At 58.7% G+C, this 16,573-nt stretch carries 17 protein-coding genes; 16 read left to right on the forward strand and 1 reads right to left on the reverse strand.

The genetic code is table 11. From position 1 onward, the window contains the following. Nucleotides 1-27: 27 nt before the first annotated feature. From V7S54_RS26995 to V7S54_RS27050, 12 genes are all read left to right on the forward strand, one after another. On the forward strand, nt 28-1,512 hold the full coding sequence (locus V7S54_RS26995; RefSeq protein WP_336409120.1) for a type II and III secretion system protein family protein: 1,485 nt from the start codon (nt 28-30) through the stop codon (nt 1,510-1,512). After that, nucleotides 1,457-1,798, forward strand: a complete 342-nt coding sequence (locus V7S54_RS27000; protein WP_234792900.1) for a pilus assembly protein — start codon at nt 1,457-1,459, stop codon at nt 1,796-1,798. The genes V7S54_RS26995 and V7S54_RS27000 overlap by 56 nt, the downstream gene beginning before the upstream one ends. 100 nt (nt 1,799-1,898) lie before the next feature. Beyond that, nucleotides 1,899-3,509, forward strand: coding sequence for a TadE/TadG family type IV pilus assembly protein (locus V7S54_RS27005; RefSeq protein WP_336409119.1), 1,611 nt, complete (start codon nt 1,899-1,901; stop codon nt 3,507-3,509). After that, a complete protein-coding gene (locus V7S54_RS27010; protein ID WP_336409118.1) occupies nt 3,506-4,006 on the forward strand; it encodes a TadE/TadG family type IV pilus assembly protein in 501 nt (166 codons plus the stop codon). The genes V7S54_RS27005 and V7S54_RS27010 overlap by 4 nt, the downstream gene beginning before the upstream one ends. After that, the gene (locus V7S54_RS27015) at nt 4,000-4,650 is read left to right on the forward strand and encodes a TadE/TadG family type IV pilus assembly protein (protein ID WP_336409117.1); all 651 of its coding nucleotides are present in this window, start codon (nt 4,000-4,002) and stop codon (nt 4,648-4,650) included. The genes V7S54_RS27010 and V7S54_RS27015 overlap by 7 nt, the downstream gene beginning before the upstream one ends. A gap of 28 nt (nt 4,651-4,678) precedes the next feature. Beyond that, nucleotides 4,679-5,821 carry a pilus assembly protein gene (locus V7S54_RS27020; RefSeq protein ID WP_336409116.1) on the forward strand — a complete coding sequence of 381 codons (1,143 nt, stop codon included), beginning with the start codon at nt 4,679-4,681 and terminating at the stop codon, nt 5,819-5,821. Further along, a complete protein-coding gene (locus V7S54_RS27025) occupies nt 5,818-6,429 on the forward strand; it encodes a L,D-transpeptidase (protein WP_336409115.1) in 612 nt (203 codons plus the stop codon). Before V7S54_RS27020 ends, V7S54_RS27025 begins: the two co-directional genes overlap by 4 nt. Before the next feature lie 19 nt (nt 6,430-6,448). After that, nucleotides 6,449-7,897 carry a CpaF family protein gene (locus V7S54_RS27030; RefSeq protein WP_336409114.1) on the forward strand — a complete coding sequence of 483 codons (1,449 nt, stop codon included), beginning with the start codon at nt 6,449-6,451 and terminating at the stop codon, nt 7,895-7,897. After that, nucleotides 7,894-8,847, forward strand: coding sequence for a type II secretion system F family protein (locus V7S54_RS27035; protein WP_336409113.1), 954 nt, complete (start codon nt 7,894-7,896; stop codon nt 8,845-8,847). The genes V7S54_RS27030 and V7S54_RS27035 overlap by 4 nt, the downstream gene beginning before the upstream one ends. Before the next feature lie 7 nt (nt 8,848-8,854). Continuing rightward, a complete protein-coding gene (locus V7S54_RS27040; protein WP_065373006.1) occupies nt 8,855-9,799 on the forward strand; it encodes a type II secretion system F family protein in 945 nt (314 codons plus the stop codon). A gap of 16 nt (nt 9,800-9,815) precedes the next feature. Beyond that, nucleotides 9,816-11,120, forward strand: a complete 1,305-nt coding sequence (locus V7S54_RS27045; RefSeq protein ID WP_065373005.1) for an AAA family ATPase — start codon at nt 9,816-9,818, stop codon at nt 11,118-11,120. Nucleotides 11,121-11,301: 181 nt separating this feature from the next. Continuing rightward, nucleotides 11,302-11,880, forward strand: a complete 579-nt coding sequence (locus tag V7S54_RS27050; protein WP_065373004.1) for a hypothetical protein — start codon at nt 11,302-11,304, stop codon at nt 11,878-11,880. A gap of 192 nt (nt 11,881-12,072) precedes the next feature. Here the strand turns inward: V7S54_RS27050 and V7S54_RS27055 are convergent, their stop codons facing one another. Further along, complete coding sequence (locus tag V7S54_RS27055; RefSeq protein WP_065373157.1) at nt 12,073-12,585, reverse strand: tetratricopeptide repeat protein; 513 nt, start codon at nt 12,583-12,585, stop codon at nt 12,073-12,075. A 490-nt stretch (nt 12,586-13,075) separates the two neighbouring features. On the opposite strand from V7S54_RS27055, the gene V7S54_RS27060 reads away from it, so the two are divergent. The 4 genes from V7S54_RS27060 to V7S54_RS27075 all read left to right on the forward strand — a co-directional run bounded on the left by V7S54_RS27060 (nt 13,076) and on the right by V7S54_RS27075 (nt 16,518). After that, on the forward strand, nt 13,076-13,435 hold the full coding sequence (locus V7S54_RS27060; RefSeq protein WP_336409112.1) for a hypothetical protein: 360 nt from the start codon (nt 13,076-13,078) through the stop codon (nt 13,433-13,435). 247 nt (nt 13,436-13,682) lie between these two features. Beyond that, entirely contained in the window at nt 13,683-14,135 is a 453-nt protein-coding gene (locus tag V7S54_RS27065; RefSeq protein WP_065373002.1) for a DUF2721 domain-containing protein, read from the forward strand. 239 nt (nt 14,136-14,374) lie between these two features. Beyond that, nucleotides 14,375-15,442, forward strand: a complete 1,068-nt coding sequence (locus V7S54_RS27070) for a phosphatase PAP2 family protein (protein ID WP_336409111.1) — start codon at nt 14,375-14,377, stop codon at nt 15,440-15,442. A 2-nt stretch (nt 15,443-15,444) separates the two neighbouring features. After that, on the forward strand, nt 15,445-16,518 hold the full coding sequence (locus V7S54_RS27075) for a phosphatase PAP2 family protein (protein ID WP_336409110.1): 1,074 nt from the start codon (nt 15,445-15,447) through the stop codon (nt 16,516-16,518). Nucleotides 16,519-16,573 lie beyond the last annotated feature (55 nt).

The following is a 16,573-nucleotide window of genomic DNA, read 5'->3' on the forward strand; positions in this document are numbered from 1 at the left end:
GCTTCGAGGAGAGGGGCTTTGGCAGGAATGAGGGGAAGCATAAGGCGCGCTGCAAGACGCAGAGCCCTCGTGGCGTCGGTCGTGATTTTTTCGGCCTGCGCTCTTTGGGGGCCTGGCCTAGTCGGGCCGGCGGACGCGCAGGAGAAGTTCATCAATCTCGGCGGGTCGGTTCAGCAGGTCGTGCTGCCACCGAACGACACGATAACGATTGCGACGGGCAAGCCTTTCGGAGACCTCGTGATTGGCAGCGCGGAACTCATCGATGTGGTGCCACTCTCCGACAAGTCGCTTTTTATTCGCGGTAAGAAAACCGGGGCGACCAACATCTCTGTCTATGGTGACGACAAGAAGCTTCTCGGCGTCATCGACATCCGTGTCGCCAGTGATTTCAGCGAGGTAGCATCGGCGATCCGCTCCGCCGCGCCGGGGTCACAGGTTCGGGTGATCAATTCGAATGATCGTATCCGCCTGACGGGCATCGTGCGCGACGCTACCGAGCTGCAGCGAGTGCTTGAAATCGCACAGTCCTATTCGGATCAACCCGTTCTCAACCAGTTGCGCGTCAACGACTCTCAGCAGGTTATGCTGGAAGTTCGGGTGATAGAGGCCTCCCGTCAAACCGGACGTGACCTCGGTATCGGTTGGGCAGGGCAGGGCAGGAATGGCATCGGCAAGGCGACGACCAGCCAGGGCATCGGGGTGAGGGATGGCTCGCTGGTTCGAACCCTCGGAGATGCGGCGGGCGCGGCAACTGGCATGCAACCCTTCGGTCAGCTGATTGCCAAGGTCCTCGAGATTTCCGGCGGCCAGATAGACGTGGTCATCAATGCTCTCGAACAAAAGGGTCTGGTGCGTCGCCTTGCTCAGCCGAACCTGATTGCCATGAGCGGCGAGACCGCGAGTTTTCACGCCGGCGGCGAAGTGCCGATTCAGACCACGGTGGCCAACGGAGCGACGGTGGCGACGCAGACCGATTATCGCCCCTTCGGCGTACGGCTGACCTTCACGCCGGTGGTGCTCGATGGCGGGCTGATCAGCTTGAAGGTTGAGCCGGAAGTTTCCGAAATCGATACATCTATCAACGTCAACGGCAATCCGGGCTTCATTTCGCGCGCGGCGAAGACGACCGTAGCACTGCGCGATGGCCAGAGCTTCGCCATGGCCGGCCTGCTGCAATCGATCAACTCCAAGGATATCCAGCAACTGCCCGGTTTGGGGCAGCTTCCGGTGATCGGCGCGTTGTTCCGCTCGACGAGCTTCCTAAAGCGCGAATCCGATCTCGTGATCGTCGTAACCCCGCATATCGTGCGGCCGGCGGCACCCGGCGAAGCGCTTTACAGCCCACTCGACCAGACGCGCTCGTCCAATGACGTCGAACTCTTTGCCCTTGGCGTTCTGGAAGTGGATAAGGACATGCTGCGCCGCTTCCGCAATGGCGAAGGTGTCACCGGGCCTTATGGCCATCGGCTGGATCTCGACACGGGAGGCGTCGTTGCTGTTGCGAAGAAGTAAGCGTGCACTCCTTATTCTGGCGATAACGAGCCTTGTCTCCGGCTGCGCCGACTATTTGAATCACCGGGACTCGATCACCTTCGGGCTCGGAAACGCGGCGGAGGCCAACAAGGGCATCCACACCCAGGATCCATTCCCACGTGTCGCACAAAACACACGCATCGCGACTGACGGTAAGGTGGTCCATAGGGCGATCCGTAGCTATCAGGGCGGGGGTGGTGCGCCAGCGCTGATCATACCGGCGCCCGCCCAGGCGGGAACCAACGGTTCGACGTCCGGCAATTGACAGACGCAGGCGTGATTTGATGCGGCAGCAGTGCCGGAAAGGAATGCAATAGAAACAGCGCGACACGACGATGAGCTGCCGCGATCGGAAAGGCGTGCGTATGCTAAACAGGGCAATCAAAAGGTTCTGGAACGATCATCGGGGCTACGTCATCGCGCTGACGCTCATTGCTATGCCGTTTTTGCTCGGTGTCTCTCTTTTCGTCATTGATGTCGGCCGCAGCGCCAATCTCCATACCGACCTTCAAAACGCGGTCGATGCCATGGCTCTCGCTGGAGCGCGCGAGCTCGACGGCCGCGACAATGCAATAGAACGCGCTCAGGAGGCGATCGAAGAGCTCGCCAACACCGCAGCCTTTGGTGAGGGCGGGCAGGGAATGTCGCTCGGATCGCACATTGTCGTCGCCTACGACGCGGCCAACGATGCTGCGAGCACCGTAACTGTCAAGTTCTTGAAGGGCATCCCCGGAGATGGGACGTTCGCGGGGGACGACGACGACGCGATCACCGCGGCGATGGAGACGACAGAACCCAATGAGGCAGCCTATGCTTGGGTAAGGGCCAAGAACCAGGCAATGCAGACCATTTTCCCGCTGCCCGTCGGGCTCAATCGCGATTTGATCAGTGTTTCCGCCGATGCGGTTGCTGTTTATCGCGCGAGCGCGTGCGACGTGACGCCGATCTATATATGCAACCCGTTTGAAAACCCTGGTGGGGGGAATGCGGCGGAGGCGGCCGACACGTTGCACACGGAATTTGCGGCGGGGAATCTTTACGGCAGACAGATCGAGTTGCGCAACAGCAGTGCGTTTCAGGCCGGTCCGGGGAACTTCGGATTTCTGGAAACCGCCGGGACAGGTGCGAACGACCTTGCTGATGCGTTGGCACTTGGTAGTCCGGGCGTTTGCTACAAACAAAGTGACCTCACTACGGAGCCGGGCTCCAAGACAGGGCCGGTCGAAGCGGGACTGAACACGCGGTTTGGTCTTTATGGTAAAGATTATAACAAGGCCGATAGCGACTGGCGTTACCGCCCGGCGCCGAACGTGCGCATGGCTCAGGGGCAGGGTAGTAAGGTGTGCAGTGAATACCAGGCGGAAGTGGACGCTTGGCAGGCGGTACCTCTAGGATACGGGGCGGATATGCAGAATATCCCAGGAGGAGGCGGGAGGATCGCCGCTGACAACAAATGGAATCTCAACCTCTATTGGGACATCTCACACTCCGGCAAAATGCCGAGTCCGCTCAAGTCAGATCCCAACTACATTCCTCCTGATGCACCCATAAGCGCCATCACGACTTATTCATCGAGCTATCCGGGAGGCCTGACACCTGCCGGTGTGCGGCCCTCAGCCTATGACGTTTACAACTACGAAATCGGTAATCCGACCCTACTAGCCGATAAGGCGCCGAACAACGAGATCGGCGTTCCGCAGTGCCATAAGAATTACGACCTCGCCACTTACCCCGACAGCGTCTACGGCAATAGACGCGAAATATTTGCCGCAATCATAAATTGTGTAGATCAGGGCCTGCAAGGCCGAACCCCGGATGTCCAAGCCGTTGCGTTCGCTCGTATGTTCCTTACCAAGCCGGCGGTAGCGAGTGGCAATGTGCGCTATCTTTCACTCGAAATGATCGACATTACCGGCAAGGGCGGCCGCGGCACGCTCGATGAGTTGTTGCGCGAAGAGGCGGAGTTGGTCCGATGACCGTGCCTAAAAGTTTCCTACCTCGCCGGCTTCGATCCGCGTTTTGGTCAAAGGAAGACGGAGCGGTTCTCGCCGAAGCGTTGATTGCGGTGCCTTTCGTGGCACTGTTTGCGGCAGGCATCCTCGAATTCGGCAACATCTTCTGGGAGCGGATGCAGATTGACGCCGGCCTGCGCGATGCCGGTCGCTATATGGCGCGCTGCCGTCCGGAGCCACCACCCTCAGCACCACCAGTGGTTTACCGGCCAACCTGCAATGAAGTGACGGCCAAGATGATTGCGTTCTACGGAACCCAGAGCCCGGCGGCGGGAGCGAGGCTTCGTGTGCCAGGCTGGGGATCGGACCTTGCTGCGATCACTGTCGTTCCCGTCGATGCGGATGGTAAGACCACGATTTCGACGTCGCATCTCTATCAGACCTCGCCATTGTTCGGCTGGCTCGGCATCGCCGCGGTCACCATCACATCCTCGCATGAGGAGAGGTATATCGGATGGTAATCGACCTATCCTCAGCGGCGTTTCGCAAGGACGACAGCGGGATCGCGCTTTCCGAGGCGCTGATCACATTTCCTCTCGTTCTTTTGGTCTTTTCCGCCTTCGTCGAGTTCGGATTCGCCATGTCGCAGTGGAACCAGACCGTTAAGGCTCTGCAATATGGCGCCCGTCTGGCGGCAGTCTCCGATCCGCTAGTGAATGACGATACGTTTGCGGAGGTGTTTCCGACCAATGCCGCGAGCACGGCCGATGTCGGCAAGGCTGCTCCGAACGATGCAACGATTTCTTTGACTTGTTGGATGGGGTCAAAAAATGCGGACGAGAGGGACAACTGCGTGGCCGCTCGCATCAATCGTATCGTCTTGGGCGGTGACGGCGTCTGCGGTCCGATTACAGCGAGTCCGCGCGGCATGTGCGATCTCAATTGGCGCATCCAGCCAGCAAACCTGATGGTGACCTATCAACGCTCGGGTCTCGGTTATTGGGGCAGGCCCGATGGGCCGGTTCTGACCATGCGACTGGAAGTGCGCGATGTCACGTTCGACCTGCCGCTTCTTGGCGCTCTGTTGGGATTGGATCAGATCGAAGTACCCGCTCACCCGGTGACACTGACGACGGAAGACCTCGAGACATGTTCAAGCTGCTGAGCCCTTCAATACTGCGTGGGGGAGCGAGATGACCGCACATATGAATTTTGCAACAAGCACCAAGATCCTCGTTCTTTCCGACGATGCGGCGGCGGCAAGCCTTATGCTCGACACGTTCGGCTCGCTGTCGCGTTACGAAGCGCACCATATGGCACTGAGCGCGCTTGGCGAGGCGGGGCGCGTCGATCCGACGCAATTCAACCTGATCGTGCTCGACGTCGACTGCGGCGACATGCTCTGCCGCCCGGAGATTTTCGCGTTTCGTGCCAGCCATCGCAATATTCCGATGGTCATCGTTTCCGAGGTTCTGTCTGATGAACTGATGCGGCCGTTGTTCCGGCTGAACGGTGACGACTGGCTGAAGAAGCCGCTTGAGCGTCGTGCTCTGATCGAGATGATCTCGACCCATGCGCCAGGCGTCGGTGGCAACGAGAGCCGGGTCCATGCGGTCGTTGCTGCCGTCGGCGGTGCCGGGGCGAGTGTCATCTCCTCGTCGCTTGCCCATCTCTTGGCGCAACCAACGAAAGGCGTCGCGCCGCGTGTTGGTCTGTTCGATCTGGATTTCTCGTCCGGATCACTCGGCTACTACCTCAACCTTCTCAACGACTACGATCTGAAGACCGTCATCGCCAATCCGGCGCGTGTCGATCTCGAATTCATCGATCTGGTGCGCAAGCGTCACGCCGGCGGTTTCACGCTGCTGTCGTTCAAGCAGCCATCGGTGCTGCTGGAGGCGAAAGGGACCGAGCTGGTGCTGCGCATGCTGGACGTCGCGGCCTTCGAGAGCGATCACTTGGTGATAGACGTGCCCTACTATGAAACACCATGGAAGAGCGACGTGTTGGGGTCGGTCAACAGCGTTTCCGTTGTCACCGAAATGACGATCCCGGCGCTCCATCAGGCTAAGGATTTGTTCGTCGACCTCGTGCGGCAGCGCGGCGGTGCCGACTCGATCCAGGTGGTCATCAATAAATATCATACCAAGCTCTTCAGCCTCGGGGTGCGTCGCGAGCAGGTGGATAAGGTGTTCAAGGATACGCATGCGCACATCATCCCCTATGACTGGGACACGCTGAGCGAGGCGGTGAACCGCGGCGTTCTGCCCAACGAGGTGAATTCGCGCTCACCCTTCTGCGGTGCCGTCGCCAAGCTCGGAGCTCTCGTCAGATGAGGGAACTGCTCCATGGCAGCAGCGGATCGGTGGACCGAAGCAGCGCTGGCTTTGGTCGTGGCCGGTCGACGCGGGCCGTGTTGCTCTTGAGTGTGCTGGCGCTCACGCCGGCTGCGACTGGAGCATTGGCGGGCGGAACGGTGCCGCGCAGTCTCGGGCCAAAAACGAGCATGGTCGTATCGATCGGGAAGATCTACCCGGCCGGTACGATCGTGGTCGGCAGTCAGGAGCGGACCCTCGATCTGGTCATTTCAGGCAATCGCGCGATCCGCTATCGGATCGGCGTCGGCCGCGACGGTTTCCGTTGGAGCGGCGTGGTGAAGGTGGGGCGAAAAGCCGAATGGCCCGATTGGCGGCCTCCGGCCGAGATGAAGGCGCGCGCGCCGGAACTGCCTGAGCTGGTGCCTCCGGGTCCGTTCAACCCATTGGGCGCGCGCGGCATCTATCTCTACCGGGGCAGCGCGGACACGCTTTATCGCATTCACGGAACGAACGAGCAGTCGACGGTGGGGCAGTTCGCGTCCTCAGGCTGTTTCCGCATGAGCAATGCCGACATCATCGATCTCTACGAGCGGGTGAATGTCGGAGCAACGGTGATCGTCAAATAGTCGAAGAAGGTAGGAAGCAATGGCAAACGGGTTCATTGGACGTTTCTACAAGCAGCGGGAGGGGGAGCTGACGGAAGCCGCTGAACCCACTCAGATGCCGGTTGCCGAAGCTGTCGTCATACCCGATCCCGGGGCGGCCGGCGCCGCGGCAAGCGCTAGGCTGGAGGAGTCGCTCGGGCTCGACATGGTTGCGGAGCGCGTCAACCTGCATCGGCATCTTCTCGACCGCATCAACCTCGGCATACTCGACACGATGGACGACGAGGAAATTGCCACCGAGATCAGGCCGCTCGTCAAGGACTACATCCGGCGCAACAATTTCCCGCTTAATGCCAAGGAAATCAACGACCTGATCCGCGATATCACCGACGAGATGCTCGGGCTCGGGCCGATCGAGCCGTTGCTTGCCGATGACTCGATCGCCGATATCCTAATCAACGGTTACAGCAGCGTTTATGTCGAAAGGCGTGGTAAGCTCGAAAGCACCGCGGTGCGTTTCAAGGACGAAGATCACCTGCTGCGGGTGATCAACAAGATCGTCTCCGCGGTCGGGCGACGTGTCGATGAATCGACGCCGCTGGTTGATGCACGGTTGAAGGATGGATCACGTGTCAATGTCGCCATCAGACCGATCTCGGTCGACGGGCCGCTCGTCTCGATCCGCAAGTTCACGCGCAAACCGCTGACGCTGGAGCGTCTGGTCGAGAATGGCGCCATGGCGAACGCGATGCGCATTCTGTTGAGCGCTGCCGTCAAGGGCCGGGTGTCGATGGTCGTCTCCGGCGGCACCGGTTCGGGTAAGACGACTCTGCTCAACGCCCTGTCGTCGCAGATCTCGGCCAGGGAGCGCCTGATCACCATCGAAGACGCGGCCGAACTGCAGCTGCAGCAACCGCATGTCGGACGGCTGGAAACGCGGCCGCCGACGCTCGACGGCCGTAATGAAGTGCGCCAGCGCGAGCTCCTCAAGAATGCCCTGCGCATGCGGCCCGATCGCATCATCGTCGGCGAGGTGCGCGGCGAAGAGGCCTTCGACATGCTGCAGGCGATGAACACCGGCCACGAAGGCTCGATGACGACCATTCACGCCAATACGCCGCGCGACGCCGTCGGCCGGCTCGAGCAGATGGTCGGCATGGCGGGTATGCCGATGTCGCAGCTCAGCATCCGCTCGCAGATCGCCTCGGCGATCACCATCATTGTTCAGGTCCAGCGCCTGAGCGACGGCAGTCGCAAAGTGGTGTCGATCTCCGAGATCACCGGCATGGAAGGCGAAGTCGTGCAGATGCAGGAAATCATGCGTTTCAGGCGAACGGCTACCGACGATAGCGGCCGCATCCACGGCGAATTTCGGGCGACCGGCCTTCGACCACGCTTCGTCGAGGAGTTCGCGGAGCTTGGGATCGTGATTCCGGCGGCGATCTTCGATCCGGGAAAACCATTGCAAACGGGGGCGATTGAGCCATGACCTTGCTGCTCCTCTACGCTGCGGTCTTCATCGCTTCGCTGGTCTCCGTCGAGGCGCTGTTGCGCAGCTACTTTCGGAAGTCTGAGCGGCAACGCGCGGTCAATCATCGGTTAAGCCTGCTCGATGCGAGCGAGGACCGCCTCAAGACTTACCGTGCGATGCTGAAGGAGCGCGGCGCCGACGAAGATTGGCGATCCTTGCCGCTCGTTCAGCGCATCCGGCAGTACTATACACAGTCAGGCATCAAGTTCGACGCGAAGCGTTTTGCGCTCTACGGGATCGCCGCCGCGGTGTTGATCTGGTTGGCCGTTCAATTCCTCATTCCGAGCACCCTGGTCCGGATTTCCGTCTTCCTGCTAACCTGCCTTCTCGCCCCCGTCATCGTCGTCTGGCGCATGCGGGCCAACCGGATTCGCAAATTTACCCTCAAGCTTTCGGAGGCACTCGACGTTGCCAATCGCAGCCTAGCTGCAGGTCATCCGCTGCCTGCCGCAATTTCTCTTGTAGCGCGCGAAATGCCTGATCCGGTCGGAACGGAATTTGGTCTGCTTTCGGATGAGTTGACCTATGGCACCACCTTGGACGACGCCCTCGTAAACCTCAGTCACCGTGTCGGGGCGGAAGACCTGAACCTGCTGGCAATCGCCTTGAGCGTACAGGCGGGCACGGGTGGGAATCTCGTCGAAATCCTTCAAAATCTCTCGAAGACCCTGCGTGATCGCACGATGCTGAAAGCCAAGGTCAAAGCGATTTCGTCGGAAGGGCGTATCACCGCGGTTTTCATGTCGGTCTATCCTTTTCTTCTCTACGCGATGATCAAAGCGCTTTCGCCGACTTACTTCGACACTGTCTGGGCGAGCGGTCACGGCACGACCATTGTCATCGTGCTCGTCTCGATCATGACAGTCGGTAATATTATTCTCTACAAGATGGTCAACTTCGAATACTGAGGTCGCCATGGGCGAGTACGGAATCTACATCGTCGTCTTTTTCGCGGTTCTGATTTTCTCCGGGGTTACGTCGGAACTGATGTTTCGCAGACGCGAGGTTGGCGTCCGGTTGTCGGAGGCGACTGCGAAGCCAGGCGCCGACGATCTTCAACTCGGAGACGGCACGCTTGTCGATCTGGGCGAGGCGGAGAATCGACTAATTCGCCGCTATTTCGAAATCACGCGGCGGGACCAGAATGCTAACTCCACCCAGAACCGGTTGATCCGAGCCGGATATTTCGGGGCCAGAGCGGTTACCGTGTTTCAAGTGGTGCGTGCGCTCCTTTGCGGTATGGTGACGGTGGGGGCTGCATGGGCCCTAAACCGCTTCGTCCCCGAGATGTCCCAGCTTGCGGTACTGCTTGCGGCGATGATCGCGACCGGTATCGCCTTCGTGCTCGTCAATATCTACATCGATCGGCGCGGCGACGCCAAGGAGCGGGAATACCGACGGCTCTTTCCCGATTTCTTGGACATGCTGATCGTGTGCCTGGACGCGGGCATGAGTCTCGAGGCGGCGGCGAACCGCGTCGCGCGCGAGTTCGTGCAGAAACAACAGGATTTTGGTCTGCACCTTTCAATCATGATGCTTGAAGTGCGCGGTGGCCGCCGCTTACGCGACGCCCTGGCCAATCTCGCGACGCGTTTGCGGATAGACGAAGCGCGCGCGCTCGCCGTACTTTTTCGACAGTCAGAAGAGCTCGGAACCAGCGTCACCCAGACGCTACGTGTCTACAGCAAGGAAATGCGTGATCTCAGGATCGTGCGGGCAGAGGAGAAGGCCAATGCCCTGCCGATCAAGATGCTGTTGCCGCTCGGCGCCTTCCTCTTTCCCGTCAGCCTCATCATCGTACTCGTCCCCGTCGTCATTCGCGTCATCAACCTCCTCTCCGGCCTCCGCGCCGGTGGATAGGTAGGAGTAAGACTCCATGCAATATTCGCCCAGCCAAGACCGTGAAGACTTTGCTCTCGCTCTTGATCCGCGCATGCCGGTAGTGCCGCTGAGCCTCGAAGAGACCGGGCTTGAATTGTCGTTCCTGTTGCGGCTCGCTGCCAAATGCGCAACCGAGCAGGACACGATTACGGCTTCGCATCTCTCCAACCGGATGAAGCTTTCGAAGGTGCTGACGAACCTTCTCATCAAAGAATTGGTGAAGCTGTCCTTTCTCGAAGCGCGGGGGTTGGCGGGGGACGATGTCAAGTCCGACATCCGCTATGCCCTTTCGATCAAGGGCTTGGAATATGCGCAGGCGGCCCAGCGGCAGTCGGAGTATGTCGGCCCGGCCCCCGTGTCACTCGACGCCTTCTGTCGCCAGATCGGCGTGCAGTCGATCGATCACGAACGCGTCACTTCCGAGCGGCTTGTCCGAAGCTTGGACGGGCTGGTGTTGTCGCCGGCATTGGTCGAGAAGCTGGGACCGGCGGTCAATTCGGGCCGTTCCATCCTTCTCTATGGTCCGCCCGGCAACGGTAAGACGAGCATTGCCGAACGGACTTCCGAGCTTTTCATCCAGACGATCTGGGTGCCTCATGCCATTGAGGTCGGTGGCTACGTCATCCGTTTCTATGACGAGGCGACGCATCAGGCCGTGCGGGAACCGACGACTAGACCGCACCCGAAGGCCGATCAACGGTGGGTGGAATGCCGTCGGCCGGTCATCAAGACCGGTGGCGAACTCACCCTCGACTTGCTTGACCTGACCCACAACCCGGGATCCAACGTCTACGAAGCGCCGGTGCACCTCAAGGCCTCGGGTGGAGTCTTCATCATTGATGATTTCGGGCGTCAGCAGGACCGGCCGCAAGCGCTTATCAACCGCTGGATCGTGCCGCTCGAGCGTGGCTACGACTTTCTGACATTGCATACCGGCAAGAAGTTCAAGGTGCCCTTCGACGAGCTCGTCGTCTTTTCGACAAACATTCCGCCCCGGGAGCTTTCCGATGAGGCCGGCTTGCGCCGCCTCAAATATAAGATATATGTGAATAACCCATCGCGGGATGAATATGTTCGCATCTTCGAGTCCTATGCCCGCGCGGTCGCGGTAGACTTGGCGCGCAATGATTTGCACGTCTTCTATGAACGGAAGTACCGAGGGGATACGCTGGCGTCCTGTTACCATCCTAAGTACCTCCTGGATTTCATTTCCTCCTATTGCGAGTTCAACGACCTGCCGAAGGTCGCGTCGCTGGAGATGCTTGAGCGGGCTTGGGGAGGCGTGTTCACATTGGACTAGGCGGGCGAGCCGCTCTCGGCAGGGGCAGCCTTGTTAAGGAATATCTGAAATGCTCGTGCAGGCTGGCCATCGACGGAAAAGTGCAGGACATATAAGGCGAGTGCGGTCCATCTGGATCACGCGGGGTTTTGGGGATAGGTGAAGTCAGGGCCGCGGCCCAGTTTGCTGACGGAGGAAATCGATGACGCATATTTCGAATGTCGATGTCGAAATCGAGCCCGACGTCGAATTACGGCGCAGAGAGAACAGTGCGAAGGCGCCACGCCGTTCGAGAAGCATGCCGATCATCGCGCTCGGACTCATGCTGCTGCCGCTCAACGCCGGCATCTTGCTTTACACCGCAAAGAATGCCGCGGACGTTCGCGAAAGCCGAGAAACCCTTTCTGCTCTCAAACGCTCGATCGACGGCCTGAAGCAGCAGATCAGCAAACAGGCCGTGAACATCGCCAGCGGGGCCAAGGCAGATGATATGGCGGCTGTTCGCAAATCCGTTGAGGAGTTGCAGAGGGATGTCGCCGACTTCGATGGCCGCATGACCCCAAGCATGTTCGCATCCAGCGGCAGCATGATCATCAGCGCGCCCGGGAAAGAAGTGCCCCAGCGCCTTTCACCATCATCCTATTCGGTTTCCGCTCCACAATCCGCTGTTGACGATGTTCTGGCCGCAGCCGATCCCCAGGGCGGTTCCATTGCCAACTTGCCGCGCTACGAGCGAACTGTCTCGGCGGATGGTAAGCTCGTTCTAAGAAAGGTGCGCTAGATTGAGCCCCGTTGGCGCGGGGTATAACTTCTTCGATAAGCCGTCGAAGAAGCAATGTTTGTCTCAATAGCCCAGCATTCTTCATTCACAGAAATATTGCCTGCGCGTTCGTTCTCAGTAGAAAACTCACGTAAGCGCGCTCACTCCCGGTCCGCTTGGCGCCGACAGACGTGCGCGAGCGGCGACAGCCCGTTACCGCTGCGCGTATTTGACGCTGTTCTTCATCAACTCGAGGTTCCTCGCCGTGGTCTCGTTCGAGGGGTCGATCTCATATGCTTTCAGGAAGTAGGTTCGGGCCCCAGGCAGGTCACCGCGCAGCAGGTGGGAGTAGCCGATATTGTTGTAGTAGACGGCTGTGCCGCCGATCATCTTCGAAAGCTGCGCATAGGCGCGATCGGAAGTATCAAACCGGCCGATCATGTCGGACGAAGCCGCAAAGCCTAACCATGCGGCAGGATCCCGTGGAAAGACCTCGACCGCCCGTTTGTAGATCGCATAGGACTTTCCGTAGTTCTTCTCCTGGAACTGGAGCTTGCCGGTGGTCACCAGTTCATCGTCCTTGTAGAAGGCAACCGCCGAATCATCGTTGAGAGTTTTCGCGCTATCGCCGAAGGCAGCGACATCGTCGAGTGCATCCGATTGGCACCCGGCCAGCATCAGCACCCCTGCGAGCAGCGTAACGCGGCCTATTTTGCTCCGAGACATTTCCATTACGTTCCCCCAATTGCGGGCATCCTAGCCTCGCCTAGAAATGAGCTCACCGGAAATCTTCCGGAAAAATAGCTAATAAAGATAGAATTGAATTTGGGAGTCGCAATAAAGAGACACCTGCTGCCGGCCGGCCGATCGCATCTGCCTCCGCAATTCCGCCTTGCCGCCCAGATATTCAAGCGGTGGAATTGACAGACACCGACGCGGGAGGGCCTGACAGGCCGCAAGATATTCCGCTCCAGCCGGCAAATCACGTAAGCCTCGATTAAGCATCATCTTATATTTTCGTCTGATGCGAGCCAGATGGGTTCGGGGGCTGAAGGAATAGACCATGCGCGCCTTAGTTTTGACCGTGATTCGCCTTGGCCCATGCGGAGCCTACATGGCGGCGACCATCTCGCTTCTCAGCGTCGCGTTACTATGCAGCAGTCCGTCCAGCCCACTCGTGTGGGCCGTGTACACAACTATGCTACCGATGACGCGCATGCTCATACTCACGCTCGTAACCGCTTCCGATATGGTCTTCTGGGGCGCGACCGTGGCGCTCCTTGTCGCCGCCGGGGCTGGCGGTTATCTGGCGGTTCGGCCGGAGCGATACCTGCGGCTGCGCTTCATTCATGCGCACGTGGCGCTCATAGGTTCGGGACTCGCCGTGCTCCAGATTTCACAAAACAGCGCGGGCCTCGCCAGTATTTCGTTTTCTCAACTTCCACCGGTTGGCTGGTCACTCGTCTGCGGCTCGTCTGCGGCGTTCGCCTTGTTCGTTCTGATACTGTTGGCATGCCTTAGCGCTCATGCGGCGATCATCAAGAGCATGCGCTCCGCTCGCCATTACGCGAAATGAAATGGCGGACCTGCTGAGGATGGTCCTACTTTAAAGAGAGTTCACGACTTCCCTATTCGGCATTGGGAATCTCGCTTGGCGCATCGATCCGGTGGGCGCAATCAAGCAGACGCTCTTGGGAAGGGGCTGCGGAGCGTTGTCTGAGCTCTCGGCCGGAAAATTGTCTATTTTTACAGCTGCTGTAGGTTGATCAGAGGTTGCCAGATTGCAAGTCGGGATACTTGCGCAAAAGTTATTAAGAGCACGCATGGAGTCACCGTCAATCATCAACGATTTTGCCTCGATCATTCAGACGTCTCTGGCGCCTGTTTTCCTTCTTGCTGGCACGGCTGGATTTGTCAGCGTCTATACGACTCGCCTCGGCAGGGTCTCGGATCGGGTTAACGAGGTGGCGGAGAAAGACGGGGAGGGTGAAGCACGGCGCATACAACTAGACTATCTGCGTCGGCGGACGCTTGCCCTTGAGATAGCGGTCGCCTTGGGAACCTTGGCCGCGATCTGTACTGGCTGTGCGATCCTGAACCTGCTTGCCGGTGCGCTTGAGTTCGGATTCCGCGAAGAAAATCTGTTCTGGTTCTTCGGCGGTGCGATCGTCTCGCTCATTGGTTCGCTTGTGGCATTCCTGTTTGAGATGCTGATTGCCGGCCGGAACATGCTGCGGCAGATGCGGATCGATCAGTCGAGCCTCGGGCGCGGTTGAATTTCGCAAGATCGTCGAGAAAAGGAGAGCGCTCTACTGCGCCTTGAGCAGGCTCCGTCTTTGAAGGTTGCATATCCTCGGTCGTATCAGCGCTCGGATATACGCGCGGCAACCAGTCTACGTGGACGAGGAAGCGTCGTTGGAAGATTCTGCGCCTTGGCCGCAGCAATCGACGGTTGACTAAATATTAGAAACTGCGATTGAATGGCGGTAGGGGACATCCGTTACGGTTATGCTCAATGACGATGCTTCTTTTCTCGTTCAGCAGGACTGCCGCTGACTATCGGCTAGCCTATACGATCCTGTTGGCGCACGCTGCGGCTATGGCGAGCCTGGTTGGGTATCTTGGTGTTGCCCCGCACTTTCAAACAGCATCGCGTTATGCGGACTGGTCCTTTTCGGTGATTACGAGCATGGCGTCGCTCTACACGCTGCGGACAGTGCTCAAGATGCTCGCAAGACGGGAGGTGCACCCAACGGCGGCGCTGAAAGCGCACATGGAAAAAGTGCTGCTCGGGAACGATAGACTGGCGCACGCAACGCATTCGACCGCAATCTTTGTCGCGATGATCTTTGTGATCAGCACCGTCAAGTCGACAATTCCGGCGATCGTTCCATTCTCGTGGGATGAGAGCCTGATCCAGCTGGCTCGGGTGTTGTTCGGTGGCGTGGATCCGCATGTCCTGACCAGCAAGGTGTTCGGGAATGTGTATTCGCTCGTTGCCTTGAATTTCGTCTACAATCTTTGGATGGTAAATTTCACCTTGTTGATGATCGTGGTTGCGTGGATCGGTAATCATGAGTTGCGGTTGCGGTACATCTTGACGACCCTGCTGACCTGGTTTGTAGGCGGTAACATCTTGGCACTCCCGTTATCGTCGTCCGGGCCTTGCTTTGTGGAACTTCTTTACCGTGACGACACGTACGCGCCCTTGATGGCGCTGCTCAGGAACGTCGACGCCGACACCGGGATGGTGGGGGCGCTGATCGCGCAAGATATTCTTTGGGAGGCATACACGGGCGATGGTGGGGCGGTCTCCGGTATATCAGCAATGCCCAGCCTCCATGTCGCGGTTGCCGTGATCATCGCGTGCGTGACCTGGCAGCGAGGTGGCGTGTGTCGCAAGATTGGCTTGGCCTATGCCGTCACGATCTACATCGGCTCGATCCAGCTCGGCTGGCACTACGCGACCGACGGAATTATCGGCGGCGGCATAGCGCTCCTGTTTTGGAAACCGTTCGCCGATCTGACTGACTGGTCTCTGTCCCGGCGCCTCGAGCCGGCTGAAGCAGTCAGAGGGATCTGACTATGTTTAGTCCTCAGGCATTCGTGAGCGCGTTGATTGCTGGTGCACGCCGAGATGCTGCGGTTGTATTGTTATCGATTGCTTACTTACTTCTAGCATTTATCGTCCTTGAAATGACGCCTAGCACCTGGATTGGGTATTTCTTCGGTTCCTTGATGGGCCTAGTCTCGATAACTGCATTATTCGCGGCAGGCGTGAGGGGGGGCTACCATGTTCTGGTCAATCGCGTGGACCGCCCGATTACCGCGATCATCCGCGACATCCGCGGCGTATCATTCGCAACGGCTACGTCCTATCTTCCTGTTGCCCTCGCACAAGTGATCCTTGTAAGCGTATTCTGGCCGTGGAAAGCTCGTTTGCCTGCGTTCTCCTGGGACGAGGCGCTGAGCGATCTTGATCGAACACTTCACTTTGGTTGGCTCCCATGGCAGTGGCTTCAGCCGATCCTGGGCTATTGGCCGGTGACGTTCCTGCTCAGCATGAACTATAGTATCTGGTTCATGGTGATGTGGACCTTTTGGATGGCCCTTGCATTCAGCGAGCGACCTCAACGCACTCAGTTTCTCGTCACTTTTGCGTTGCTGTGGATCTTTCTCGGTAGCGTCCTGGCGACCGCGTTCGCATCCGCCGGTCCGTGTTTTTTCGGCAACCTCGGGCTTGGGGACAACCCGTATGCCGATCTGATGTCCTATCTCAAAGCTGCTGACCAAAACGCGCCGATCTTTGCTCTTGATGTCCAAGACCTGCTCTGGCAGGGGTACGCAGGTTCAGGCACCGAGATGGGCATTTCTGCCATGCCTAGCCTTCACAACGCCACGGCGCTCTTGATGGTGCTGGCCTCAAGAAGCTTTCACCCCGTCATACAATGGGCGCTCAAGGTCCATTTTGTTCTAATATTTTTGGGGTCGATACACCTGGGCTGGCACTATGCCGTTGATGCCTACGTCTCCTATGCGGCAACACTAATGATCTGGTTCGGGATTGCCTCGCGCTTCCAATCCAGAACGCTGATGCCGCAAGTCGTATTAGCTGCGCCCGAACCGCTGGCCCGGGCTGCGGAACCTCCACTGTCGTGAGGGCCTGAGAAGGATTATGACATCGGGCTTGATGAACTGGAGTTGAGTCGCTCGA

This window comes from Ensifer sp. CCNWLY38, assembly GCF_037120565.1.
GTDB lineage: Bacteria > Pseudomonadota > Alphaproteobacteria > Rhizobiales > Rhizobiaceae > Ensifer > Ensifer adhaerens_H.

Bases quoted from the DNA above. Each gene is read 5' to 3' on its own strand.
- V7S54_RS26995 (WP_336409120.1), top strand. From the start codon at position 28: ATGAGGGGAAGCATAAGGCGCGCTGCAAGACGCAGAGCCCTCGTGGCG.
- V7S54_RS27000 (WP_234792900.1), top strand. From the start codon at position 1,457: ATGGCCATCGGCTGGATCTCGACACGGGAGGCGTCGTTGCTGTTGCGA.
- V7S54_RS27005 (WP_336409119.1), top strand. From the start codon at position 1,899: ATGCTAAACAGGGCAATCAAAAGGTTCTGGAACGATCATCGGGGCTAC.
- V7S54_RS27010 (WP_336409118.1), top strand. From the start codon at position 3,506: ATGACCGTGCCTAAAAGTTTCCTACCTCGCCGGCTTCGATCCGCGTTT.
- V7S54_RS27015 (WP_336409117.1), top strand. From the start codon at position 4,000: ATGGTAATCGACCTATCCTCAGCGGCGTTTCGCAAGGACGACAGCGGG.
- V7S54_RS27020 (WP_336409116.1), top strand. From the start codon at position 4,679: ATGACCGCACATATGAATTTTGCAACAAGCACCAAGATCCTCGTTCTT.
- V7S54_RS27025 (WP_336409115.1), top strand. From the start codon at position 5,818: ATGAGGGAACTGCTCCATGGCAGCAGCGGATCGGTGGACCGAAGCAGC.
- V7S54_RS27030 (WP_336409114.1), top strand. From the start codon at position 6,449: ATGGCAAACGGGTTCATTGGACGTTTCTACAAGCAGCGGGAGGGGGAG.
- V7S54_RS27035 (WP_336409113.1), top strand. From the start codon at position 7,894: ATGACCTTGCTGCTCCTCTACGCTGCGGTCTTCATCGCTTCGCTGGTC.
- V7S54_RS27040 (WP_065373006.1), top strand. From the start codon at position 8,855: ATGGGCGAGTACGGAATCTACATCGTCGTCTTTTTCGCGGTTCTGATT.
- V7S54_RS27045 (WP_065373005.1), top strand. From the start codon at position 9,816: ATGCAATATTCGCCCAGCCAAGACCGTGAAGACTTTGCTCTCGCTCTT.
- V7S54_RS27050 (WP_065373004.1), top strand. From the start codon at position 11,302: ATGACGCATATTTCGAATGTCGATGTCGAAATCGAGCCCGACGTCGAA.
- V7S54_RS27055 (WP_065373157.1), bottom strand. From the start codon at position 12,585: ATGTCTCGGAGCAAAATAGGCCGCGTTACGCTGCTCGCAGGGGTGCTG.
- V7S54_RS27060 (WP_336409112.1), top strand. From the start codon at position 13,076: ATGCTCATACTCACGCTCGTAACCGCTTCCGATATGGTCTTCTGGGGC.
- V7S54_RS27065 (WP_065373002.1), top strand. From the start codon at position 13,683: ATGGAGTCACCGTCAATCATCAACGATTTTGCCTCGATCATTCAGACG.
- V7S54_RS27070 (WP_336409111.1), top strand. From the start codon at position 14,375: ATGACGATGCTTCTTTTCTCGTTCAGCAGGACTGCCGCTGACTATCGG.
- V7S54_RS27075 (WP_336409110.1), top strand. From the start codon at position 15,445: ATGTTTAGTCCTCAGGCATTCGTGAGCGCGTTGATTGCTGGTGCACGC.